The sequence below is a fragment of the Synechococcus sp. PCC 7335 genome (assembly GCF_000155595.1).
GTDB lineage: Bacteria > Cyanobacteriota > Cyanobacteriia > Phormidesmidales > Phormidesmidaceae > Phormidesmis.
Genome location: NZ_DS989904.1, coordinates 267,046 through 288,901, shown reverse-complemented (window position 1 = coordinate 288,901; position 21,856 = coordinate 267,046). Strand labels below are relative to the sequence as shown.

Annotated in this window: 19 protein-coding genes and 3 tRNA genes; 13 read left to right on the top strand and 9 right to left on the bottom strand. The window is 48.7% G+C overall.

Annotated elements, in window-relative coordinates; all coding sequences use genetic code 11:
• Window positions 1-422: 422 nt before the first annotated feature.
• From S7335_RS01230 to S7335_RS01205, 6 genes are all read right to left on the bottom strand, one after another.
• The gene (locus S7335_RS01230; protein WP_006454074.1) at window positions 423-1,115 is read right to left on the bottom strand and encodes a YggS family pyridoxal phosphate-dependent enzyme; all 693 of its coding nucleotides are present in this window, start codon (window positions 1,113-1,115) and stop codon (window positions 423-425) included.
• Between the two features lie 2 nt (window positions 1,116-1,117).
• Window positions 1,118-1,384 carry a transcriptional coactivator PipX gene (pipX, locus tag S7335_RS01225; RefSeq protein WP_006455362.1) on the bottom strand — a complete coding sequence of 89 codons (267 nt, stop codon included), beginning with the start codon at window positions 1,382-1,384 and terminating at the stop codon, window positions 1,118-1,120.
• Between the two features lie 324 nt (window positions 1,385-1,708).
• Window positions 1,709-3,328: a chorismate-binding protein gene (locus S7335_RS28710; protein WP_006454329.1), complete on the bottom strand. Its 1,620-nt coding sequence runs from the start codon at window positions 3,326-3,328 to the stop codon at window positions 1,709-1,711.
• 38 nt (window positions 3,329-3,366) lie between these two features.
• On the bottom strand, window positions 3,367-4,317 hold the full coding sequence (locus S7335_RS01215; protein ID WP_006454989.1) for an energy-coupling factor transporter transmembrane protein EcfT: 951 nt from the start codon (window positions 4,315-4,317) through the stop codon (window positions 3,367-3,369).
• An 85-nt stretch (window positions 4,318-4,402) separates the two neighbouring features.
• A complete protein-coding gene (der, locus tag S7335_RS01210) occupies window positions 4,403-5,803 on the bottom strand; it encodes a ribosome biogenesis GTPase Der (RefSeq protein WP_038015372.1) in 1,401 nt (466 codons plus the stop codon).
• A gap of 184 nt (window positions 5,804-5,987) precedes the next feature.
• On the bottom strand, window positions 5,988-6,698 hold the full coding sequence (locus tag S7335_RS01205; protein ID WP_038016714.1) for a J domain-containing protein: 711 nt from the start codon (window positions 6,696-6,698) through the stop codon (window positions 5,988-5,990).
• Between the two features lie 163 nt (window positions 6,699-6,861).
• On the opposite strand from S7335_RS01205, the gene S7335_RS01200 reads away from it, so the two are divergent.
• Both S7335_RS01200 and S7335_RS01195 read left to right on the top strand, forming a co-directional pair.
• Window positions 6,862-6,946 (top strand) — tRNA-Tyr (locus tag S7335_RS01200).
• 41 nt (window positions 6,947-6,987) lie between these two features.
• Window positions 6,988-7,059, top strand: a tRNA-Thr gene (locus S7335_RS01195).
• A 101-nt stretch (window positions 7,060-7,160) separates the two neighbouring features.
• Here S7335_RS01195 and rpe read toward each other — a convergent pair.
• Complete coding sequence (gene rpe / locus S7335_RS01190; RefSeq protein ID WP_006455729.1) at window positions 7,161-7,862, bottom strand: ribulose-phosphate 3-epimerase; 702 nt, start codon at window positions 7,860-7,862, stop codon at window positions 7,161-7,163.
• A 429-nt stretch (window positions 7,863-8,291) separates the two neighbouring features.
• Between rpe and S7335_RS01185 the strand changes: the two genes are divergently transcribed.
• Together S7335_RS01185 and S7335_RS01180 are read left to right on the top strand one after the other, a co-directional pair.
• Window positions 8,292-9,926, top strand: a complete 1,635-nt coding sequence (locus S7335_RS01185) for a S8 family serine peptidase (RefSeq protein WP_050765754.1) — start codon at window positions 8,292-8,294, stop codon at window positions 9,924-9,926.
• Between the two features lie 353 nt (window positions 9,927-10,279).
• Window positions 10,280-10,522 (top strand): PepSY domain-containing protein, encoded by a 243-nt coding sequence (locus S7335_RS01180; protein WP_227499928.1) that lies wholly within the window; start codon window positions 10,280-10,282, stop codon window positions 10,520-10,522.
• 215 nt (window positions 10,523-10,737) lie between these two features.
• Here S7335_RS01180 and S7335_RS01175 read toward each other — a convergent pair.
• A tRNA-His gene (locus S7335_RS01175) sits at window positions 10,738-10,810 on the bottom strand.
• Between the two features lie 359 nt (window positions 10,811-11,169).
• On the opposite strand from S7335_RS01175, the gene S7335_RS01170 reads away from it, so the two are divergent.
• The 4 genes from S7335_RS01170 (at window position 11,170) to S7335_RS28700 (ending at window position 15,498) form a co-directional block, all read left to right on the top strand.
• Window positions 11,170-12,036, top strand: a complete 867-nt coding sequence (locus S7335_RS01170) for a sirohydrochlorin chelatase (RefSeq protein ID WP_038015369.1) — start codon at window positions 11,170-11,172, stop codon at window positions 12,034-12,036.
• A gap of 142 nt (window positions 12,037-12,178) precedes the next feature.
• The gene (gene cobA / locus S7335_RS01165; RefSeq protein ID WP_083785024.1) at window positions 12,179-13,021 is read left to right on the top strand and encodes a uroporphyrinogen-III C-methyltransferase; all 843 of its coding nucleotides are present in this window, start codon (window positions 12,179-12,181) and stop codon (window positions 13,019-13,021) included.
• Window positions 13,022-13,099: 78 nt separating this feature from the next.
• Window positions 13,100-14,029 carry an RluA family pseudouridine synthase gene (locus S7335_RS01160; RefSeq protein ID WP_006455868.1) on the top strand — a complete coding sequence of 310 codons (930 nt, stop codon included), beginning with the start codon at window positions 13,100-13,102 and terminating at the stop codon, window positions 14,027-14,029.
• 188 nt (window positions 14,030-14,217) lie between these two features.
• The gene (locus S7335_RS28700; protein ID WP_227499927.1) at window positions 14,218-15,498 is read left to right on the top strand and encodes a LuxR C-terminal-related transcriptional regulator; all 1,281 of its coding nucleotides are present in this window, start codon (window positions 14,218-14,220) and stop codon (window positions 15,496-15,498) included.
• Window positions 15,499-15,545: 47 nt separating this feature from the next.
• Here S7335_RS28700 and S7335_RS01150 read toward each other — a convergent pair whose 3' ends face one another.
• Window positions 15,546-16,862: an MSMEG_0569 family flavin-dependent oxidoreductase gene (locus tag S7335_RS01150; protein WP_006456842.1), complete on the bottom strand. Its 1,317-nt coding sequence runs from the start codon at window positions 16,860-16,862 to the stop codon at window positions 15,546-15,548.
• A gap of 344 nt (window positions 16,863-17,206) precedes the next feature.
• Between S7335_RS01150 and S7335_RS01145 the strand changes: the two genes are divergently transcribed.
• The 5 genes from S7335_RS01145 (at window position 17,207) to S7335_RS01125 (ending at window position 21,742) form a co-directional block, all read left to right on the top strand.
• Window positions 17,207-17,689: an MSMEG_0572/Sll0783 family nitrogen starvation response protein gene (locus tag S7335_RS01145; protein WP_006457039.1), complete on the top strand. Its 483-nt coding sequence runs from the start codon at window positions 17,207-17,209 to the stop codon at window positions 17,687-17,689.
• Window positions 17,690-17,794: 105 nt separating this feature from the next.
• Complete coding sequence (locus S7335_RS01140; RefSeq protein WP_006457294.1) at window positions 17,795-18,889, top strand: Nit6803 family nitrilase; 1,095 nt, start codon at window positions 17,795-17,797, stop codon at window positions 18,887-18,889.
• Window positions 18,890-18,977: 88 nt separating this feature from the next.
• Entirely contained in the window at window positions 18,978-20,108 is a 1,131-nt protein-coding gene (locus S7335_RS01135; protein ID WP_006454622.1) for an MSMEG_0568 family radical SAM protein, read from the top strand.
• A gap of 125 nt (window positions 20,109-20,233) precedes the next feature.
• Window positions 20,234-20,746 carry an MSMEG_0567/Sll0786 family nitrogen starvation N-acetyltransferase gene (locus S7335_RS01130; RefSeq protein WP_006455735.1) on the top strand — a complete coding sequence of 171 codons (513 nt, stop codon included), beginning with the start codon at window positions 20,234-20,236 and terminating at the stop codon, window positions 20,744-20,746.
• Window positions 20,747-20,752: 6 nt separating this feature from the next.
• The gene (locus S7335_RS01125) at window positions 20,753-21,742 is read left to right on the top strand and encodes a sll0787 family AIR synthase-like protein (RefSeq protein ID WP_006455920.1); all 990 of its coding nucleotides are present in this window, start codon (window positions 20,753-20,755) and stop codon (window positions 21,740-21,742) included.
• Window positions 21,743-21,856 lie beyond the last annotated feature (114 nt).

Genomic DNA, 21,856 nt, shown 5'->3' with positions numbered 1-21,856 from the left:
CTAGCTACTAAGGTCAGCTAACAAGAAGACCGCTGTGTCCAAGTGAGAATTCGTAAATGACAGAAGTTTTGATTTATAGCCAAAGGTAGTCATCAAAGTTGAGCTAAAAATAAATTATTAGGAATAAAGTCCTGGATTTCTTTCTACTTTGACTACTTTGGCTTATAAAATTTTTTCCTACATACGACTGTGACATTTACATGCCAAAACGTATTAGAGGATACCGGAGTTAGCTACTTAGTTTTCTAGAACACTCAATTTTAGAGTCATCAGCATTACGCCATGGTTTTGATAATATGTCAAGAGTTTTTTGTGCGTTCTTTGCCACGTTTAGAAAAGAGACGTTAGCCGAAGTGCTATAAGGCGAAGTGCTATAAAGCTAAGAGAGTTTAGAGAAGCGTAGTCACAAAGTGTAGTCAATTTTATCGCTGCCCAAACAGCCCGCGGCCAATCCGAATCATAGTGGCACCAGCTGCGATCGCCTGCTCAAAATCGCCAGACATTCCCATCGAGAGCTGATCCATCTTTATATTGACTAGCGATCGCCCAGCAATCTCTTGTGCCAACGCTGCACCTTTTTCAAAGATTGCTCGAACTTGCACATTGGTTAGTCCGTATGGCGGAATCACCATTAGCCCGCGAATATCAAGCGCCGATAGCTGATCTAGATCGGCTAGTCCAGACAAGAGTGTTTCTATTTCAAATCCAGTTTTAGCTGGGTCCGGGGCTAGCTTAACTTGTAGACAGCAGCTAGGTCGCTTACCCAAAGACTTCGCCTGTCGATTGAGCCGTGCTGCTAGCTTTAGACTATCTACCGAGTGAATCCAGTCGAAGTTTTCGACTACTTTCAACGCTTTGTTCGACTGGATATGGCCGATGAAGTGCCAAGTGATATCCGTAAGATCACTTAGCTTAGCCTGTTTAGCTATTCCTTCTTGCACTTTGTTTTCCGCAAATTCTCTGAAGCCAGCGTCATAGGCTTGGCGAACAATATCAGACGAGAAAGTTTTGGTAACACCAATGATTCGCACAGAAGGGGGAACCTGCTGCCGAATGTGAGCTAACCGAGCAGATAACTCGTCTTTTGATCCTAAATGAGACGGCCCAAGGGACATACTTAGAAAGTCTGCTTATATGTTTTTTGTAGGTGCTCGTATTCTGTCTGATGGCCCGTACGACGAATAAGCCGTAATCGCTGCTCAATTATTTGCTTTGACTCAACTCGGCCAATCGGCTCGAATGATAGTCCACTCCTATCGTTTCTCACGATAAAAAACAGCCGATGGGCATATAGTGTCGCAAATAGCTCTTGTCCCTCACCAGCTATGCAAACTCTAAACAGTAGGCCAAAGTTTGGATGGTTTAGGTAGTTTTCGGTACTCATTCAAGCTTCGGGAGGTAGTGAGAACAAAGAAATGTTGAAATTTATTCTTCTAAGGTTGTCTCTATATGGCTTACGTAGCGTTGCTAAGGACATGCTCATGGCTAACCCGTTACAGGGCAACTGGCAACTTTACTGGCAAAGTAAGCATTCTTCTTTACTTTCCTATACTGCCCGTCGATGTTGTGTCGGTAGGCAGCTAATTGTATAGCTGTATCTTTGCATGAGTGGAGTTTACAGCGTTTTCCCCAGAATTTTGTAGAAATTACGTTACTAGCTAGCTTGACTGTGTCATTTAAGTCTCTTTAAAGGGTCTTCCTATGGTATCTACAGCCCTAGTGCCAGCAGTTGAGCTTTGGCTTTTTGCAAAGACTCAACCCACTCTTTTTCAGGCTCGCTGTCTGCGACGATGCCAGCCCCCACCTGTCCCCAAACGGTCGTTGCGCTATCTGGGCTATCCGATTTATCTAAGGTTGATAGTAACAGCGTCCGAATCAAGATATTGAGATCTAGCCGCCCCCGCCGATCCAAGTAACCACATGAGCCATAAAAGAGGCTGCGTCTGACAGGTTCTAGTGCCTCAATGATTTCCATACAGCGAACCTTCGGACAGCCTGTAATTGTCCCACCAGGGAACAGTGCCACAATAAGCTGTGCCATTGAACACTCCGGCGTTAGTTTGCCGACTATGTTGCTGACCAAATGCATCACATGGCTATAGCGTTCTATGGTCATCAGCTCTTCTACCTGTACCGTTCCCCACTGGCATACTCGGCCGAGGTCGTTGCGCTCTAGGTCAACTAGCATGATGTGCTCAGCCTGTTCTTTGCGATCGCCCCGTAGCTGCTTTGCATAGTTCTCATCCTCATATCGATGCTGCCCTCGAGGGCGCGTTCCCGCAATCGGCCTGGTCTGCGCTCTACCCCCTTCTGCCTGCACTAACCTTTCAGGAGAGCAGCTTACTACCGATCCCCACGGAGTATGCCAGTAGCTGGCAAAAGGTGAAGGATTGATAGTATGCAACGCCTGATACACACTCCAGCTATCAGCCGTTGTCTGCGCCTGAAACCGCAAAGAGTGATTAACTTGAAAAACATCGCCCGCTTTGATGTGAGCCTTTGCTTTGGCCACAGCCGCCATAAATTCTGCTTTTTGGGTCTCAAGTCTTAAACTTTGCGTCCTTTGCCCGCTCTGGTTGCGATCTTTGTTCTCTGCGTTTATATATTTCCAGCCTATGCCTTTATCTCTATCCCCTCTTCTATATCCCTCATATATAGATCCCTCATATATAGATGATGGGGATACTGGCGGCGAGGTCTTACCAAAGTCATCCTGCTCAGGAATCGAGCTGACTATAGATCCAGTTGATCCCACCTTGGTTGGCAACTTCGCATTGAGAAACTTTGTACTTAGATCAAAGAGCTGATCGATACTTTCCGCGGCTAACCACACTCGCTGCAATTGGTGATCAACCACAGCAAATTCAGTCGGTTCGTACCAAAAGGCAACAGGAAAGGGAAGGGCGTCTTCTTTTAGCCACGGTAGCTGCTCAATCTCCCAAGCTAAGTCATAGCCTAGCCATCCTAGCCATCCTCCGATGAAAGGCAACTGTTCTGGTAGGACATCTTTCGCTAATTTTTTCTCAATCAAGACAGCAGAGCGAGGTGCCTCTACCGTACCCAACTGTTCTAAGAAGGGAACAATATGCCCAATTTGAGGTGTCCAAAGCTGAGTTTGGCTATCTACGCTTCGAGGGGGGCCTGCACAGATTGAATAGCGAGCGAGCTTAGCTACTTGACTAGATACAGATTGATTGGATGAAAAATCATCTGGTAGCGGATGGGGACTTTCTAATAGAGTTGCGATGCCAGCAGGTCCTGGCTGAGCTGTTTGAGGCTCAAAAAGAACAGCAAAAACATCCGAACCCGTTCTTTCTTCTAGTGGCAAAGATTGCCAGTAATATATGGAGCAAGGAGATAGTCCTCTCAAGCTACGCCTCCGTAGGCTAGCCGGCTCCACCAAAATAATCCTAGTCCACTTAGCACCAGCCAATCCCGCCAGCTCAAACGCATTTGGTGCCAGACCACTCTGTGCGTATTCGGACTTGTGAACCCCCGGACCTGCATGGCACTAGAGATCTGTTCTGCCCGCAGCAGCAAATTTTGGATCAGCCGCTCGGCTACCATCAGCCAAATCTGCATCGCTCCTCGAACACCTAGCTTTTGCCATTTGATCGCTCTAGTGCGAATAGAACGGACTAGATTCTGCACTTCTTCTAAAACCAGCGGAATAAAGCGCAGGGCAAGCGTCAGCGTGAGGGCGATTTCAGTGACCGGTAGCTTGAATACTCGCAGTGGCCGCATCAGCAGTTCAAAGGCCTCCGTGATCTCTTCGGGGGCGGTGGTCAATAAAAACAAGGTAGTGGAGTAGAGCAGCGTGAATAGTAAGGTGCTGATTTTGATGGCGATTCGACGTGATCGCTGCGTGATCTGAATCGAAAAACTAAAGGGGGGAAGCTGAGTCAGCTGCCAATCGAAGAGATCGTATCGATAGTTAGTCGCAGTCGGCATCTCTGGCAATAGCTCAGGGGCCGCTAGCGGCTCTGGCCAAGCTTGAATCATCTGCTCGGTGGGAAGCCTTGGCTGCTGAGACACTGCAATACCATCAGGCATAATCAGCAGTAGGCCAGTCACTAACGCGCCTAATAATAGCAGCCATCCCATCTGCTGACGCCAGACCCGTAAAGGAATTCGAGCGCTGATGGTCAGTAATACCAAAAAAGCGACGATGGCCACTCGACAAGCTGAATTGGCCAAGATCGGCGCTAGCAGTATGCTCAGCAGCCAAGCTACTTTGACCCTAGGATCAAGCCTATGTAGCCAGGTGATTGGCTGTTCTAAATACAGACCAATAGGGAGCGATCGCAGTAAATCCATTTAGAACTCTTACTCACTCAAATCCTCAAGACTTAGCCGTTGATAACCCTTGGTTCTGATCAAACCGACTCTGCTGATCTAGCGACTAGCCTAGATAGCGAACCTTTGTCGCTCGGTTCGCCCCATTGCTAGAACTATGGGCGCGCTCTACATCACGCACGCTCTTGCCCCGCCACAGTAATCGAATCGGTGTACCGTCATACCCTAAGTTCTGGCGAAACTGCTTTTCAATGTATCGACGATAGCTTTCACCAAACAGTTTAGGATCGTTCACAAACAGTGCAAAAGAAGGCGGTTGCGATCGCACCTGCGTTCCATAGTAAATTCGTCCCTGTCGGCCTTGCCGGGTTGTCGGTGGCGTATGCCAGCTTACCGCATCTTCTAAAACTTCGTTGACTACAGACGTACTTACCCGGCGACGATGCTCGCTAACTGCCATATCTACCGCATCCAAAATCTTGGGCAGACGCTGTCCGGTCAACGCGCTGACATACAGCCGCTTCGCCCAGCCTAAAAAGTGAATCTTAGCCTCAATCTTTTTATCAAACTCATAGATAGTATGAGAGTCCTTGTCGATTGCGTCCCACTTATTGACCACAATCACGCAGGCTCGCCCTTCTTCTTCTATGCGGCCAGCTAATTTTTGGTCTTGCTCTGTAACCCCGTCTAAGGCATCGATAACGAGCAACACCACGTCCGCTCGTTTAATCGCTTTGAACGCTCGGTTGATGCCAAAATATTCTGGGCCAAAATCTACATTCTTTTTCTTGCGAATCCCGGCTGTATCGATCAATCGATAGCGTTTCTGGTCATCGCCGTCACCGCGAGTGACTACCATGTCGATCGCATCGCGCGTGGTGCCAGAAATAGGGCTAACGATCGACCGGTTTTCCCCGACAAAGGCATTAAGAATACTGGACTTGCCAACGTTAGGACGTCCGACGATAGCTACTCGGTATTCGTCTACCGTCTCGATCTGATCGGCAGGGGGCAGATGTTCTACTAGCGCATCAAGCAGCTCGCCCGTGCCGCTACCATGAATGGCTGAAACAGCGTAGGGTTCACCTAGGCCTAATTCCCAAAACTGAGCAGCCTGGATAATGCCTTCATCAGGCGATTCGCATTTGTTAACTGCTAATACGACCGGAATATTTTGCGATCGCATCCAAGAGGCAATCTCTTGATCGCCTTCTGTCGGTCCAATCTGCCCATCCACCACAAATAGCGCCGCGGCTGCTTCACTCAGCGCAGTCATCGCCTGCTCACGAATGTAGGGCAAAAATTCAGTGTCGTCATCAAACACCAGTCCGCCTGTATCTACCGCTAAGAATTCGCGGTCTTTCCAAAAGGCAGGTTGATAAGTGCGATCACGAGTCACACCCGGCTGATCAAATACAATCGACTGCCGCCCCCCAGCAAACCGATTCACCAGCATAGATTTTCCGACGTTCGGGCGACCAATAATTGCGACAACAGGAAGAGCCATGATAGGAAAGGCCCAACAGCGGCCAAACAATACGAACGGATATTGTAGCAACTTCGCGCTGACTAGGAACAGTCGGGTTTTGTTCCTTCGCTGTCGCTTAGCACAGCGCTGATTGTCATTCTAAGGGCTAACTTTAAGTGCAAACTAAGTCCCAACACCTTCCGGTAGCTGAGTGGCGGCGAAGTCAGAGTGCTGCTTTAACATCCGCCTTTGCCTCCTTGCGCAACCCGGCTGAGATGCGAAACAGCTCTTGCCCTGTATGTAAATAGTGCTCGTCATAGGTATAGGTAAATCGCTCTATCTCTTCTATACCGTCTTCTAGCTGATTCAAGCAGTAATACATATTTGCCGCTGCTCCTGCTACACCCGCTGGGTTAGGCATCGATTTGAAGGCTGTTTGAGCCTTTTCTAGATTCTCTCGGCAAGTCTCCACATAGGTTTGAAAAGCTTCCATTAGCTCATCGTCAAAGGGGTCCGCAGAGAGCGATCGCACTTCTGCTTTCAAAGGCTTAATAATCTTGTCAATTAGCCGATCGGTTGGGTTGAAAACGTGACGAAGCCACTGTTCAATTGTCGCCGAGTCTACGCGAGTTGTTTTTCGCTTTCGATACTGATTTTGAGACTCTACCGTCCTAGAAGTCCGCTCTCGCTGCTTGGACTTTGCGACTAGCTGCCGTTCCACGTCGTACTGCTGGCGCGCATCAACATCGCCTAATACCTCATAAGCTGCATTCACCAATGCAATCTTTTCGTTAGTTGCCCCTCGGTTTTGACTATCGGGGTGGAACTGCTTAGCTAGCTGGCGATACGCTTGTTTTACCTGAGTCTGACTCGCACTTTCAGTGATACCCAGGGTTTTGTAGTGATTAATATTGGCGCGCGTTAGATCTCTCATAGGCGACATTTTAACCTGTACGCCGTTCTTAATGCTGTTCTCAATCGGGTCTTCTCCGCTTCAGCACGCTCACTATCAGCCCTTTAGCAGACATTCATACTTTGAAAGAGTGGCCCTCCCATCTAGGCGCATCGTGTGATACATTTTATAGGCTGCAGCGCGAGGGTCAGTGCCCGAGTGGTTAATGGGGGTGGACTGTAAATCCACTAGCTATGCTTACGCTGGTTCGAATCCAGCCTGGCCCACCACCTCGTTATAGTGGTTTGTTGTAGTGTTTTTATGTAGTGATGCCCATGTGGCTCAGTGGTAGAGCACACCCTTGGTAAGGGTGAGGTCACGAGTTCAATCCTCGTCATGGGCTTTATCGGAAAACTTAGAATCTAAAAAGCCCTGCCTTCTCTATAGAGAAAGCAGGGCTTTTTATCCACAAGGCCATTCTACGAAAGGTCTGGTAAACGGTGCTTAGACAGCAGCCAGCTCAGGACGGCGGCTATTGCGAATGCTTTCAATCGCCTCAGCATAGTCATCTGCTTTGAAGACAGCTGAGCCGGCAACGATCGCGTTCGCACCAGCTTCAAGCACTTGCCAAGTGTTGTGACTCTTCAATCCACCGTCTACTTCGATCCAAGGGTCGAGGCCACGCTCATCGCACATAGCTCTTAGCTTTTGAACCTTAGAAACCATGCCTGGAATAAAGCTCTGGCCACCGAAGCCAGGGTTTACACTCATGATCAAGATTAAGTCGCATAGCTCTAGGCTGTACTCAATCATATCCAGGTTAGTTCCAGGGTTCAAAACGACGCCTGCTTGCTTACCTAATTCCTTGATCTGACCGAGCGTTCGGTGCAGGTGGGGTGAGGCGTTGTGCTCGCAGTGAACGGAGATAATATCTGCGCCTGCTTTGGCAAAGTCTTCTACATACTTCTCGGGTTCAACAATCATCAGGTGAACATCGAGGGGCTTTTCTGTATGGGGGCGAACCGCATCCACAATCATTGGGCCAATAGTGATGTTAGGCACAAAGCGACCGTCCATGACATCAACATGAATCCAGTCTGCACCAGCTTTGTCGACTGCACGGATTTCTTCGCCTAGGCGACTGAAATCCGCAGACAAAATCGATGGTGAAATGACAACGGGTTTATCAGATTGAGTTCTTGCCATAGGGAACAGCCTCCTAAGAAGTGAATGTTTGATATAGATGAGGATCTATCTTCGGCTGTAGCTATTGTAACAAAACATTTCGCTTCACCGATAGTTTAACGGTAGTTGATTCTGCTATTTTGAGCCGATAGGCGATCGCATCTTCACCTTAAAGTGACATTTCTGGTACACACAGTCTAAAGGTCCATCATCAAAATTAAGCTAAAGTTGCTCTATGACGCTCGGATAAAGTGCCACGTGTTGTAGGTAACTTCGTACAAACCGATGGGCTTGGATGACTGGTTTGAATGACTAAAGCTGTATGCAATAGTCTTGTGTGTATCCTCGAAGGTACTACTCCATGAGGGTGAACCCTTCCTCATGAAGTCATGCATCCGCGCGCTGCAATCATCACGCCGAAATGTTCACTTTCTATAAACCTGACACAATATGACCTCGGATAAAGTAGCAAATTCGAACGATAACCTTAAACGTCGTTTCGGCTCGCGTCTTAGTGGACTGGGGTTGAGTTTGAGTGCTTTAATTGCGGGTGTTCCGGCGCTGGCGTTGTCTTCGTCTGTGGGGAGTGACGGCATTGATGCCCGCCGTTTGCAAGCAGCACCCTATAACCTGACCGGTCGTAAGATTGCGATTGGCCAAGTAGAAATCGGTCGACCTAGCCAGTTCGGAATTGACAAAATCGCAGTTGAAAATTCTACTGTGAGGGTAGCAAGAGTGTTTGAGCTAGACGGGCCTGCGATCGCAGATGAATCCATTGATGGTCATGCGGCCAACGTTGCTAGCGTCATGATCAGTCAAGACAAGACTTTTAAAGGGGTCGCTCCTAATGCCGTTTTGTACTCAGATGCTATCGGGACGCTAACAGAATTCATCGGCCAAAACGAAGAATGCTTGGCTTCCCAGCACATCGCTCTTCAAAACAGTGGCGATGTCCGGGCGATGAACTTTAGCTTTGGTGAGCCCCTTGGCCGTGATCCTAGGCCTAGAGCGTCTCTAGATGGAAATGCGCTACTCACTCAGTGCATCGACTGGTCTTCTCGTGTACATAAACTGCTGTACGTGGTTGCAGGGAACCAGGGACGCGGCGGCATCCCTATTCCTACTGACAACTTCAATGGGATTAATGTTGCCTACTCTCGGCGGATGAATGGTCGCTTCGTTCGGCTAGATCGAGCTAACTTGACTAGCGAGCCACCTGCTAGTGCTACCCCAGGACCGGAGGTAGAGTCAAATGTAGGCGCTCGCCGGTCAATCAATTTGGTCGCACCGGGTAGAGACATCGAGATGTTCGATCCCGACGGCCAACGAAATGTTAGTAGTGGCACTAGCTTCGCCGCTCCACATGTCGTTGCGACTATTGCTCTATTGCAAGAGTTTGGCGATCGCCAATTTCGCGCCGGAGCCCCGCGTTGGAGCTTAGATTATAGAGAACCGCTGGTGATGAAATCGGTGCTGCTTAACGCTGCTGATAAGATCCAAGACCCGGGCGATGGATCGCTGCTCGGCATGTCCCGCACCCTGCTCGATGAAGGTGGCAAAGATTGGCTTCAGTCTGATGCCTACAGCAGTCAAAACATTCCGCTCCATACTGAACTAGGGACTGGCCACCTGAATGCCTTTAGAGCCTATGAGCAGCTAGAGGGCGGTCAGTGGCAACCCGGTGACGCTATTCCCGAAAAAGGTTGGAGCTATAGCAGTCTGGCCACAGCAGGCAGCGCGGAAGACTACATATTTGAACAGCCCCTGAAAGGTGGCAGCTATCTTAATGCAACGCTTAGCTGGGAGCGGATAGTAGAGCTCAACTCCACTGATGAGTACTTCGATGTGGGTGAAAGCTTTAGAGGACAGCCTATCAGTAACCTAGATCTCTACCTCTTGCCTGCTGATACAGACGATATCAACAACAGCGTTTGGTCTTCAGTGAGTACTGAAGATAGCCTAGAGCACATCTTTATCCCCATTCCCGAAACAGGACGCTACAAACTTAGAGTCATCCAGAAGCAGACTACTCTTCAAGAGGCGCAGCCCTATTCCCTAGCCTGGTGGGCACAAACTGCTGACTAGCTGCTCCTAACTTAACGGCCTAACTTATTAACAGTAATGACAACCGAGGCCGGCTATTCTTTACATTATTCCAACAACCCATGCGGCTCTATATAGCTCTATATAAAAGTGTTCAAAGCAGTTTATCCCAATAAGCTGGCGCTGAACTGTGCCTGTGTGGGCAGTAACTCTAGAGCGCCATCAGGTGTAGTGAGCTTTGCATAAAATGCCAGTGTGATTGTGATGGGACTGGGGCGCCTCGTGAGCTTAAGGAATCGCTTACACTCTGGATACTTGCTGCTCCAACAAGCTTGCGCTTGAGTAATATGATGAACCTTAATCCAATCCGTCTACGTCAACTACATAGAACCCTTGTGCCTTTTCTGGTTGTGCCGCTGCTCATCACGCTAGTAACTGGTACACTTTTCCAGATAGCGGCAGTGAGTAGTAAAGCTGGCGATTTCCTGTGGCTACTAGAGTTACATAAAGGTAAGTTTGGAAACATTGACCTGACGTGGATCTACCCTTTCTTAAATGCGCTAGGGCTTTTGACCATGATAATCACAGGGTTTTTGATGTGGCTGCGCTCGCCCAACCGGCGCAGGAGAATTCAGTGAATACATCAGTGAATACAAAATCCAACCGAAGTTTTGCTGAGCTGGCACATAGCGTAAGACAAACGCATAATCGCCTACCACCTCATTTTTTAGGCAAAGATACAGCGCTACAGCGACCTATTAGGCCCTTCTGAATTGACATTAAGCGCATTACGGATCGCTAAATTTCGGGCTGCCCCGAAATTAAACTAATAGGGAGAGGTTATTAAGAAGAGGGCGAACGACGGGACTTGAACCCGCGAATGGTGGAATCACAATCCACTGCCTTAACCACTTGGCCACGCTCGCCATGATAATCGGTACTCAGTATAGCACTGCTTCTTGACCAAACTCCACTCTTCAAAGCGTTTGTGTTTCACGCCGACCTTTTGGCTACCTGTCGCTTTTGTGGAGTTGTTTAGAACAGTCTCATTAGCTGAAAAAGATGGTGTTAATCAGACTGCTTTCCATACTTATCTATTGGCTGCGCATCCGCATCTATGGCTAGCCGCTAGCGTGCCGGTTGCCAAAGTGAGAAGAAAAAGTAAAAATGCAACCTCTGATACACCACTTTGTAAATTAAATCTTCAATAATTTATATTCATGGGTCACAGCTTCAAAAAGTCGATATCAATGAAATCAAGCATCTACACACACAGGGGTTTGCTTTGAAACCAGTCGTTGCTTCAACTGCATACTTACTTATTTCGCATGGTAGCCGTGACCCTCGCCCACAAGAGGCGATGAACCGCTTGGCAGACTTGGTGCGATCGCAACTGGAAGCTGCTTTGAGACGAAATTCTACGAGCTTCGATGCTGACAATTCAGTAGACCAGGCGGTTGAGCAATCTATTCCTTCTCAGGGCACTACTTCTTTGCTGGCCCGGCCCCGCTTGGATAAGCTAACTCAGCTCAGTTCAGAGGTTATCGTAGGGACTGCCTGTTTGGAATTGGCGGCGCTGCCGTTGAGTGAGCAGATCTACGAATTTGGGCTGCGGCTGCGGGCGGCAGGGGTAAAGGAGCTGAAGCTGCTACCTGTTTTTTTGATGTCTGGTGTCCATGTGATGGAGGATATTCCCCACGAGATTGAGATAGCAAGAGAAAGGCTAGGAGAGTCTTTGCAGCTCACGCTATGTCCTCATTTAGGTAGCCACGAAGATATTTCTTTAGTATTGGAAAACAAGCTGACTTCAGTAGATGCAGAAGGGTCTTTGCTAGTAGCTCACGGTAGTCGTAGAAAGAAGGGCAACAGAGCTATTCAAGGCCTGGCTAGGCGGATCGATGTGAAGATGAAAGTCGCGTATTGGGCGACGCCGCCTGATCTTGAGACACAGGTGATTGAGCTGATGCAGCAGGGCTGTCAGCGACTGACGATTCTGCCTTACTTTCTATTTTCAGGGGGGATTACAGATGCGATCGCCCACCGTACAGAAGAGCTAGCCGAACGCTTTCCAAAGATACAGTTCCGGCTATTGCCGACGCTAGGAGCAACTCGTGAGGTTGCCAACCTAATTGTCAATCTTGTTAGCACCTGATCTCGTTGGCGCCTGGAGAATTGATAGATAAGGAGAAGATCTGAAGATCTATAGAATTTATAGAGCGTATCATAGATGTCAGCTTGCTCTAAGTAAGTTTGCTTAACTACGCGTAGCCTCCATCACGCAACTGCTCTCGACTATGCCTTGTGATCTTTCGAACTTGAATGCTTCATCCTTACAAGACTATCCCCCCGCGCAACCGCCGGTAGGAAAAGTATATCTAGTGGGTGCTGGTCCGGGCGATCCGGGCCTGATGACCGTGAAGGCAAAGACGCTGATAGAATGCGCTGATGTTGTCGTGTTTGACGCGCTAGTAAGCCAACCGATTCTAAGTTGGATCAACCCTAGCGCTGAGCGGATTCATGCGGGTAAACGGCGGGGTAGACACTCGATGTCTCAAACGCAGATTACTCAACTCCTACTACAAAAGGCGCAGGAGCAAGCGGTTATCGTCCGTCTAAAAGGTGGCGATCCGTTTGTCTTTGGTCGTGGTGGCGAAGAGATGGCCGATTTGATGGCCGCAGGTGTGCCAGTAGAGGTGGTGCCAGGAATTACAGCAGGGATTGCAGCGCCTGCCTATGCTGGGATTCCAGTGACGCATCGAGGCTACAGCTCTTCGGTGACGTTTGTAACGGGCCATGAATCTGCGGGCAAGTATCGACCTGATGTTAACTGGGGGGCGATCGCTCAGTCCTCGGAGACGATTGTTGTTTATATGGGCGTCCACAATTTGCCGAACATTACGAAGGCATTGATCGAAGCAGGGCTGTCAAAAACGACAGCGGTTGCACTGGTGCGCTGGGGGACCCGGCCAGAGCAAGCGCAGCTAATAGGCACACTGGACGATATCGTTGATCAGGTGGCTAAAACTGGATTCGAAGCACCGGCGATCGCCGTGATTGGCAAGGTAGTTGAGCTGCAGCCACTATTATCGCCCGCATCGCCTGTGAATGGAGAGCACTGGAATGCCATACAAAGTTGACGATACTAGGGTGCTAAGAGCTGAAGAAAGCTGAGGAGCTAAAAAGCTGAGGAACTAAAAGCTGAGGAACTAAGAGTATTGGGGATTGAGCGAACAGTTGAAGCCGGCGCGCCTGAGCGTTTGGACCGATGGCTAGCAGACAATGTTGAAGCGTTTTCTCGCAACCGAGTGCAGCAGCTCATAGAGCAGGGCGCAGTCTCTGTGAATGGGGAGGTATGCGATCGCAAGAAAGAACTGGTTACAGCAGGTGATTATATTATCTTGAGCGTTCCTGAAGCTCAGCCTTACGAACTGACCCCTGAAGATATTCCGCTCGATATTCTCTATGAAGACGATCAGCTCTTGATCGTCAACAAGCCTGCTGGTATGGTGGTTCACCCTGCGCCTGGTCACGCGACGGGTACGCTGGTTCATGCTTTGCTCTTTTACTGTGGTGAGCAGCTTACAGGGGTGGGAGGCGTTCAGCGCCCAGGCATTGTGCATCGGCTAGATAAGAACACAACTGGCGCGATGGTCGTCGCGAAAACTGAAACCGCGCTGTGTAACCTTCAGCAACAGATTCAGGCAAAAACTGCCAAACGTGAGTATCTAGGCATCGTCAACGGCGCACCGAAAGCAGAACAAGGAACGATTGATCAACCTATTGGTCGTCATCCAAAGCACCGCAAGAAAATGTCGATTCTGCCAGTAGAATCGGGCGGGCGCACTGCCATTACCCACTGGAAAACGGTGGAGCGACTAGGCAACTACACACTCATACATTTCCAGCTAGAAACCGGACGCACCCATCAGATTCGCGTTCATAGTGCCTATCTAGGCTTGCCAATAATTGGTGATCCAGACTATGGGTCCACTAGGTTCCCTGGCGTAAAGTTGCCAGGTCAGGCTTTGCATGCCTTTCGACTGACGCTAAGCCATCCGATAACGCAAGCAGTCGTGTCGGCTGAAGCGCCATTACCAGATCAATGGAAGATCCTATTGGGCCAGTTGCGATCGCGCCTGCGCTGAACACTAACCGCTGCCATAGCAAGCAAGTCTTCTGGGCCAAATCTTCTGGGCCAAGTCTTTGCGCCTAGATCTTCGCGCCTAGATCTTTGCCCTGCCGAGCTGAACGTATTGAAAGCTACAGTCGCTGTTGATACTTTTGACGTTTGATGGATGGTGATATAGAGCCGTATGCCGATGACTGAGTGCCTGTGACTGATACTGCATCCCGTCAAAATTTGGATGCGTCTAGGTTGCTGTTCGATCTCAAGCGATGCGGCGAGCTGGTAAATCGCTTTACCGGATGGCTAGATGCAGAGGCGATCGCCGCTTGCACAACAGATGGCCTGATTGAAATCTTTGACTGTGCCTTTGCTAGGATTTGGCTAGTTGAAGATAATCGCAAGGCTTTACGGCTAGTTGCCTCTTCTGGACTGTATACCCGGTTAGATGGCTCATTCGCTCAGGTCCCTATGGGTGCTTTTAAAGTTGGAAAAATCGCCCAGCACTGCATTCCATTTTTGAGCAACGCGCTTTCTGAAGAAGATTGGGTGAAGGATAGAGAATGGGCGATCAAAAACAGAATTCAAGGATTTGCGGGACTGCCACTGATCGCCAAGCAGCAGGCAATTGGCGTACTTGCTATTTTTAGTCACAACGTAATGGCACCTGAATTACTAGAGGTATTTCAGATAATGAGTCTATCGGTTGCAGGTACCCTAGCTAGTGCACTCAATCATCAAGAGGCGATGCGATTAATGCAGCCTCATGAACAGTCTCAAAGACTGCTGCCCTCTGTTTATCTATCAGAACAAATAGCAGCAATCCTGGGGCCGCAAAGGCTGAGCCTATTAGGGGTGGAACATCCGCTAGAACCCGAAATTAGTCAGGTACTGCTTCTAGTTGTCAGACATCTCAATCAACAAACTTGCCAGTATTGTCGTTTGGTTTATGAAAGTGAGAGTGTCTTTCTAGAGGCAATGCTGTCAGTTGAAGCCAGTGGTGATGTGATTGAACAGAACAACCAGCCCTTAATTCTTTTGAGTCGAGAACTTAGAGCGCTTTCTATTGAAATTGAACGCTTGGGGGGAAGGGTACGAACTCAGATCGGTCACGATAGAACGGTAGCAGAGGTACGATGGCAAATACCACGCTCAAAGCAGTCCGCAGAACGGTTTGCTGAACTATCGTTTGAACAGGCGTTTGGACAGGCGTTTGCGCAGGCTGCGCCTTTGAAGGTGTCTACTCTAAATAATTCCTCACCTCAACATAATTCCTCACCTCAACCGCTGTCGAAGGAGTCGCCTTTGTCTGCTAGAGAGCAGGAGGTGATTATGTTGTTAGCTCAGGGGTTGCGCGATCGCGAAATCTCCAAACAGCTATTTATCAGTGAGCGCACTGTCAAGTTTCACACCAGAAACATGTTGGGAAAGCTAGGCGTTAGAACTCGAACCCAGGCCGTTTTCAGGGCTACCAAACAAGGCTGGCTATAGCTGGCTATGAAAGTGCGAGTCGCTAGAAAGAGTGGACTAAGCGCGGTCTATGATCCAATCGCCACTTCATTAATTGCCTCATAACGACCCGGTTGTGAGAGTTTTAATCCACGATGTCTAAGCTCAATGCAGTGTTCGATACAGTCAGCAAGGTGCTCGGCATCGTGAGCTACCCCAGAAAAACGCCCCGACCCCCAGGTGTACAGCCAGGGCAGTCCAATAAAATACAGCCCCTCTACTGTCGTTACACCCCGCTGATGCGTCGGGTAGCCTTTCCCATCAAACGCAGGAATCTCTATCCAGCTAAAATCCATATGATAGCCGGTTGCCCAAATGACGGTATTGATGCCAGCGGCTTCAAGATCGATCAAGGTCGGTGTGTCATTCGGTTGCCACACGGGTTCATAGGGAGGATCAACCACAGCTTCTATGTTGTTCTTCTCTATGTACTGATCGATGGTTCTTTTAATACTTTCGGCTACTTCATCTGCTTGATCAAGATTCTTTTTTAGATCGTCTTTTAAAGTCAGCCGAGTTCCCTCAATAGATTTCAGTTTGCCGTAGAGTCGCATTCCTTCTGTTGCAAACTGCCGCAGATCGATCTCTCTACCCCCGCCACGCCCTGTGACATAGTGATTTGTCTTTTTCCGAACGGCTTCCTTTTGCGGGTGTTCATCTACAGTAATGTCGTAGTAGCCTAGCTGATCTAGCCACTCGACGACATCTTTACCTCTATATTGCCGGGGCGATCGCGGTGCTCCACCAACACACAGATGTACCTGCCTACCCGCTAGATGCAGATCTTCTGCAATCTGACATCCCGACTGACCCGTGCCTACGACTAGCACATCTCCTGCCGGTAGATCCGCTGGCTTCTTATATGCTGAAGAATGAAGCTGTAAAACACTTTCAGGTAAAGCCTCACTTATAGTCGGAATCTTAGGAATATGATATCCACCTGTCGCAACGACAACCTGATCAGCTGTATATATTCCTGCCGAGGTCGTTACCTTGAAAACAGCATTGCTGGGTTCTTCCTCAACTTTCTCTACCGCAACCCCTTCTCTAATGTTAGCTTCAAAAAACTGGGCATAATCTTGAACATATTGAACAATCTTACGCTTTCCCATGAAGCCATCAGGGTCGTCACCTGAATACGCATACCCTGGTAGTACGCACTGCCAATTAGGCGTAACTAGACAGAAAGAATCCCATCGCTTAGCTTCCCAAGAATGAGCAACGCTATGCTTCTCAAAGATGATATTTTCAATGCCTCGCTGCTTTAGGCAGTAGCTGACAGATAGCCCTGCTTGGCCACCGCCAACAATAACAACTGGATAGTGCGTAGTCGTTGATAAGCTCATAAGCAGTTAGGCAAACGCTGTGTGAGAACAAGCACCTCAAAACAGATGCCATAGAAGCAGAAAAGATTATTTCACTGAAGACTATTTATCAACCATAGAAAGACCTTTAGAATAGCCTTGTATCAGACGTTACAGAATCGAAAAGCCTCACTCTTTTAACAGTGTCGCTTTGAAGAATTACCTGTCTTTTCGTGCAGGCTGATGTCTTCAATAAGTCGTAAGCGACTATCTTGAAGTAGTTTGTCCTGTCTCAATAGTCAGACTCTATCTATCTGTAGCAATAGATACTGGAAAAGGTGCTTCGACCACTTACGGTGTGGACAGATATTTGGGAGTAATGACATATGCCAGCTGTAACAACGCCAGCGCATCAGAGTGGTGACTTTTTTGTAGATTATGAAGAGAAAGTATTTCCTGATGTTCAGGCAGAACCTGGCGAAAAGGCACTAGTAACCTTTCATACGGTTGCGTTTGAAGGTTCTATTGGACTAGTGAATCTGTTGCAAGTTAGCCGTCTGATTAGCAAAGGATTCGAGACTTCTGTATTGTTGTACGGGCCTGGGGTAACGCTAGGTGTACAGCGCGGCTTTCCTAAGTTGGGGGATGAGGCCTTCCCTGGACATATGGCCATGAACAATCGGGTTGAAAAGGTGATTGCAGATGGGGCTAAGGTCTATGCCTGTCGGTTCGCGCTGCAGGCATTGTACGGGCACGGTGAGCCTTCTTTGATTCCTGGCATTACGCCCATTAACCCCAAAGATGTTTTAGATATCGTACTCATGCATCGTAAAGAAGGTGCGTTTATATTAGATACTTGGACGATGTAGGACTGTGGCTCAATACCCACTCTAGTCCGCTGTAGAAGGGGTATTAACGTTAGAGAAGCAACGCCACAATTATCAAGAGAGCCTGTTCACTAAGCAGCATTTACTATGGATTACTCTAAAACAGTAAAAGCTGCCGCCGTACAGCTTTCACCTGTGTTACATAGTCAGTCGGGTACGGTAGAAAAAGTGCTCAAGGCGATTGGTGAAGCTGCCAAAGAAGGCGTAGATCTGATTGTTTTTCCTGAGACCTTTATCCCTTACTATCCTTACTTCTCTTTTGTGCTGCCGCCCGTGCTGATGGGCAAAGAACATATGAGACTCTATGAGGAGGCAGTAGTTGTCCCGGGTCCTGTGACTGACGCAGTTGGTCAGGCAGCTCGCGTACATCAGATGGTAATTGTTCTAGGCGTGAACGAAAGGGATAAGGGCTCACTTTACAACACTCAGCTCGTTTTCGACGCAACAGGTGAGTGTGTGTTGAAGCGCCGGAAGCTAACACCGACCTATCACGAACGGATGGTATGGGGACAGGGCGATGGGTCTGGGTTGCAGGTGTGTGAGACAGCAGTTGGACGATTGGGTACGTTGGCCTGTTGGGAGCATTACAATCCGCTTGCCCGCTATAGTCTGATGACAGGGCATGAACAAATTCACTGCGGCCAGTTTCCTGGCTCAATGGTGGGTGATATTTTCAGTGAACAAACTGAAGTGACAATGCGTCATCACGCTCTAGAGTCAGGCTGTTTTGTTGTGAATTCGACGGGCTGGCTATCGCCTGCGCAGGTAGAACAGATTGCGCCGACTGAGGCGTTACAAAAGGTACTGCAAGGTGGGTGCTATACGACGATTATTAGTCCGGAAGGGGTCCATTTAGCAGAGCCGATTCGAGAAGGAGAGGGCATGGCGATCGCTAGCCTAGATTTCTCTTTGATCACCAAACGTAAGCGTATGATGGATTCTGTGGGTCACTATGCGAGACCCGATCTGCTCCAGCTCAAGATCAATACATCTGCCTACTCAGCTATCAACCAGGTTACTCATGAGAAGAGGGACTCGCAGCCTTTAGACTCTTCTGCAGTAGAAGGACTTGAAGGTCTTCAAGAAGACGCTGACTATTCTGTTGGAATCCCTATTTCTTCAAATAGTTCCGATTCTTCTACCCGTCGCCTAGAGCGGCTCTCTTCAAAGAGCAACGACTAAATCAACTAGGCGTCTCTTCTTTATTCTCAGATTATTCCTATTTATTCTCAGATTATTTTGTCGACCTATGTCCAAATCAGTTCCCTACATGCGAAGTAGTCTGCTATCCGCTGAGCCATTAAACGCACAACATATCATTACTGACCTGCAATCTAGAGGGCTCAACCTAGCGACATCTGAGATAGGGGCAGCCGGACGAAAAGGCGGTGCGGGTCCTTCTGATCATAAAGCGGTAACGATTGGCCGGACAACTGTAATGGTGCCTGTTTACACTGATGGTGCAGCCCAGTCTCCCTACCGAGTAGATATTGATTCCTCAACCGGTCAGTCTTATTTAGCAAAGAACAATCAAGTGATTAGTCCGCTTGACTTTCCACGTCAGCCTAAGTTTTACGGTTTGCACACCGCTGATGGCATCCCCTACTCGAAGATCGCGCTGTTGCATAGCAACAATGTACTAGCAACAACAGTTTTGCAAGCCTGCATTCGATACGAGAATCGTAAAACGGCCTGTCAGTTTTGTGCGATTGGTCAGTCTTTAGAAAGCGATCGCACGATTGCTAAGAAAACGCCTGAGCAACTAGCCGAAGTTGCTGAAGCTGCTGTTCGTCTTGACCAGGTAGAGCACATGATTATGACGACAGGCACCCCAAATACAACAGATAGAGGTGCCGCCTATCTAACCGACTGTGCTCAAGCCATCAAAGCAAAAGTCTCTTTGCCTATTCAGGCACAGTGCGAGCCGCCCGATGATTTTCGATGGTTTGATCGAATGCACTCGGCTGGGATAGATAGCTTAGGAATGCATCTAGAAGCCGCAGATCCGACAGTTCGAGCAAGAATCATGCCCGGAAAGGCAAAGGTGCCACTTAGCTACTATTTTGAAGCATTCTCGGCGGCTGTCAAAGTCTTTGGTCGAGGACAGGTAAGTACTTACTTGCTTGCAGGATTAGGTGATAGTAAGGATACTTTGCTTTCGGTGAGTGAGCGACTGATTCAGTTAGGCGTCTATCCATTTGTAGTGCCGTTTGTTCCGATTGTAGGCACGCCCTTGGCACAAACGCCTCCACCGGATAGTGGACTAATGTTTGAGCTTTATCAGCGCATTGCACAGATGCTGAGAGATGCGAATCTATTATCTAGCGAGATGAAAGCAGGGTGTGCGAAATGTGGGGCCTGCTCGGCTCTCTCTAACTTTGAGCAGTCTAACTTTGAGTAGTCTGGCTTTGAATGGTCTGGCTTCGAATAGTCTGGCTTTGGGCCGGATAGCTTAAATCGAAACATGTATGAGCTAAAGCGGTACGAGAATTGAAGCGTTGCTAGCAGTAGAGGAAGGCAAGAGAAGTGGCTAAACGAACTTACAGCTTTGAATTAGCGCTATCAACCGACGAGATAGATAGTTACTTTGACCTACGATCGCAGATTTTCTGTAAAGAACAAGAACTGTTTGAACAAACAGATCGCGATGCTATCGATCAGAAGTCTTATCCCATTGTGGCGATCGCCCATGAAGAGGACAAACCCAACCAAATCGTCGGCGTTGTCAGAATCTATGAGCAGTCTCCTCGCCTTTGGTACGGTGGGCGACTCGGCGTGCATCCTGACTTTCGCCGGGTTGGTCGCATTGGTAAAGGATTAATCCAAAAAGCAGTCACGACCGCGAATACCTGGGGTTGCGATCGCTTTCTGGCCACGGTTCAGTTGCAGAACGTTCGTTTCTTTACTCGCCTACACTGGGAGAGCCTAGAAACGCTAGAAATCCTAGAGCGCCCTCATCACCTCATGCAAGCCGATTTAGACTATTACCCTCCCACCGACCAGCCACGCCCTGCCTTACCGATCCTAAACGTAGCGTAGTCTCTTATGCAGCAAACGCTTTCGCAGATTGTTCATTTGCTTCAGTCGGCTGCCAGCATCTTGAATAAACAAGATATTCAAACGGCAGCCACTGCAATCGGACAGTATGTACCTGGCGTAGATGGCTCACAGATTCGACTAGGGGATGATTGCGCAGCGATTTTCGATGGGGACGGCTATTTGCTGCTAGCAGCAGAAGGCATCTGGCCGCAGCTAGTTTTGAGCGATCCGTGGTTTGCCGGGTGGTGTGCGGTGATGGTTAATCTATCGGATATCGCGGCTATGGGAGGAAGCGCGATCGCTGTTGTAGATGCGCTATGGAGTCGTTCGCAAGAAGAAACTCAACAGATATGGGCAGGTATGCGAGCAGCCGCAACTGCCTACGGCGTTCCCATCGTAGGTGGACATACAAACTGTCATAGCGAGTACAGCGGTTTGGCCGTAGCGGTATTAGGACGGGCAAGTCAGCTGATCACCAGCTTCGAGGCTAGTCCGGGGGATACGCTGATGATGGTGATCAATATGGCAGGGGTCTATTACGGCGACTATCCCTTTTGGAACGCAGCGACTATGGCAGAACCGGCTATGTTGCGATCACACCTATCAAAGTTAACCGATCTAGCTAATGCCAATCTATGCAGCGCCGGTAAAGACATTAGTATGGGTGGTTTGGCGGGCACGTTGTTGATGCTGTGCGAGGCTTCTGGCTGTGGGGCTTTGCTAGATTTGAACAGAGTGCCGCGCCCGGTTGGTGTGCCATGGACTAAGTGGCTGACGAGCTTTCCTAGCTATGGATTTCTATTAAGCGTACCGCCAAACAATGTTGCAGCAGTTAAGAGACTATTTGCTTCTAATCAGGTTGTTTGTCAGACAGTTGGAGAAATCACTCCGATGACTAGCGTCGTGCTGCAGTTGCAAGATGAGCGGCGGCTACTATGGGATTTGACGCGATCGCTCACAGGGTTCGGCAATACACAGATTCAACAGAATGATTAAAGTGCATAGTCGGCAATGACAACTCGCTCACAATTGCGGCTTCTGAAAGGGAAGATTGTCAGCACTAATAAGCCAACATCTAAGCCAAGATCTTTTTGTTACCTTGTTCCTTAG

Bases quoted from the DNA above. Each gene is read 5' to 3' on its own strand.
- cobA (WP_083785024.1), top strand. From the start codon at position 12,179: ATGCCTTGTGATCTTTCGAACTTGAATGCTTCATCCTTACAAGACTAT.
- S7335_RS01150 (WP_006456842.1), bottom strand. From the start codon at position 16,862: ATGAGCTTATCAACGACTACGCACTATCCAGTTGTTATTGTTGGCGGT.
- S7335_RS01145 (WP_006457039.1), top strand. From the start codon at position 17,207: ATGCCAGCTGTAACAACGCCAGCGCATCAGAGTGGTGACTTTTTTGTA.
- rpe (WP_006455729.1), bottom strand. From the start codon at position 7,862: ATGGCAAGAACTCAATCTGATAAACCCGTTGTCATTTCACCATCGATT.
- S7335_RS01205 (WP_038016714.1), bottom strand. From the start codon at position 6,698: ATGAGAGATCTAACGCGCGCCAATATTAATCACTACAAAACCCTGGGT.
- S7335_RS01135 (WP_006454622.1), top strand. From the start codon at position 18,978: ATGCGAAGTAGTCTGCTATCCGCTGAGCCATTAAACGCACAACATATC.
- S7335_RS01185 (WP_050765754.1), top strand. From the start codon at position 8,292: ATGACCTCGGATAAAGTAGCAAATTCGAACGATAACCTTAAACGTCGT.
- der (WP_038015372.1), bottom strand. From the start codon at position 5,803: ATGGCTCTTCCTGTTGTCGCAATTATTGGTCGCCCGAACGTCGGAAAA.
- S7335_RS01140 (WP_006457294.1), top strand. From the start codon at position 17,795: ATGGATTACTCTAAAACAGTAAAAGCTGCCGCCGTACAGCTTTCACCT.
- S7335_RS01215 (WP_006454989.1), bottom strand. From the start codon at position 4,317: ATGGATTTACTGCGATCGCTCCCTATTGGTCTGTATTTAGAACAGCCA.
- S7335_RS01230 (WP_006454074.1), bottom strand. From the start codon at position 1,115: ATGTCCCTTGGGCCGTCTCATTTAGGATCAAAAGACGAGTTATCTGCT.
- pipX (WP_006455362.1), bottom strand. From the start codon at position 1,384: ATGAGTACCGAAAACTACCTAAACCATCCAAACTTTGGCCTACTGTTT.
- S7335_RS01125 (WP_006455920.1), top strand. From the start codon at position 20,753: ATGCAGCAAACGCTTTCGCAGATTGTTCATTTGCTTCAGTCGGCTGCC.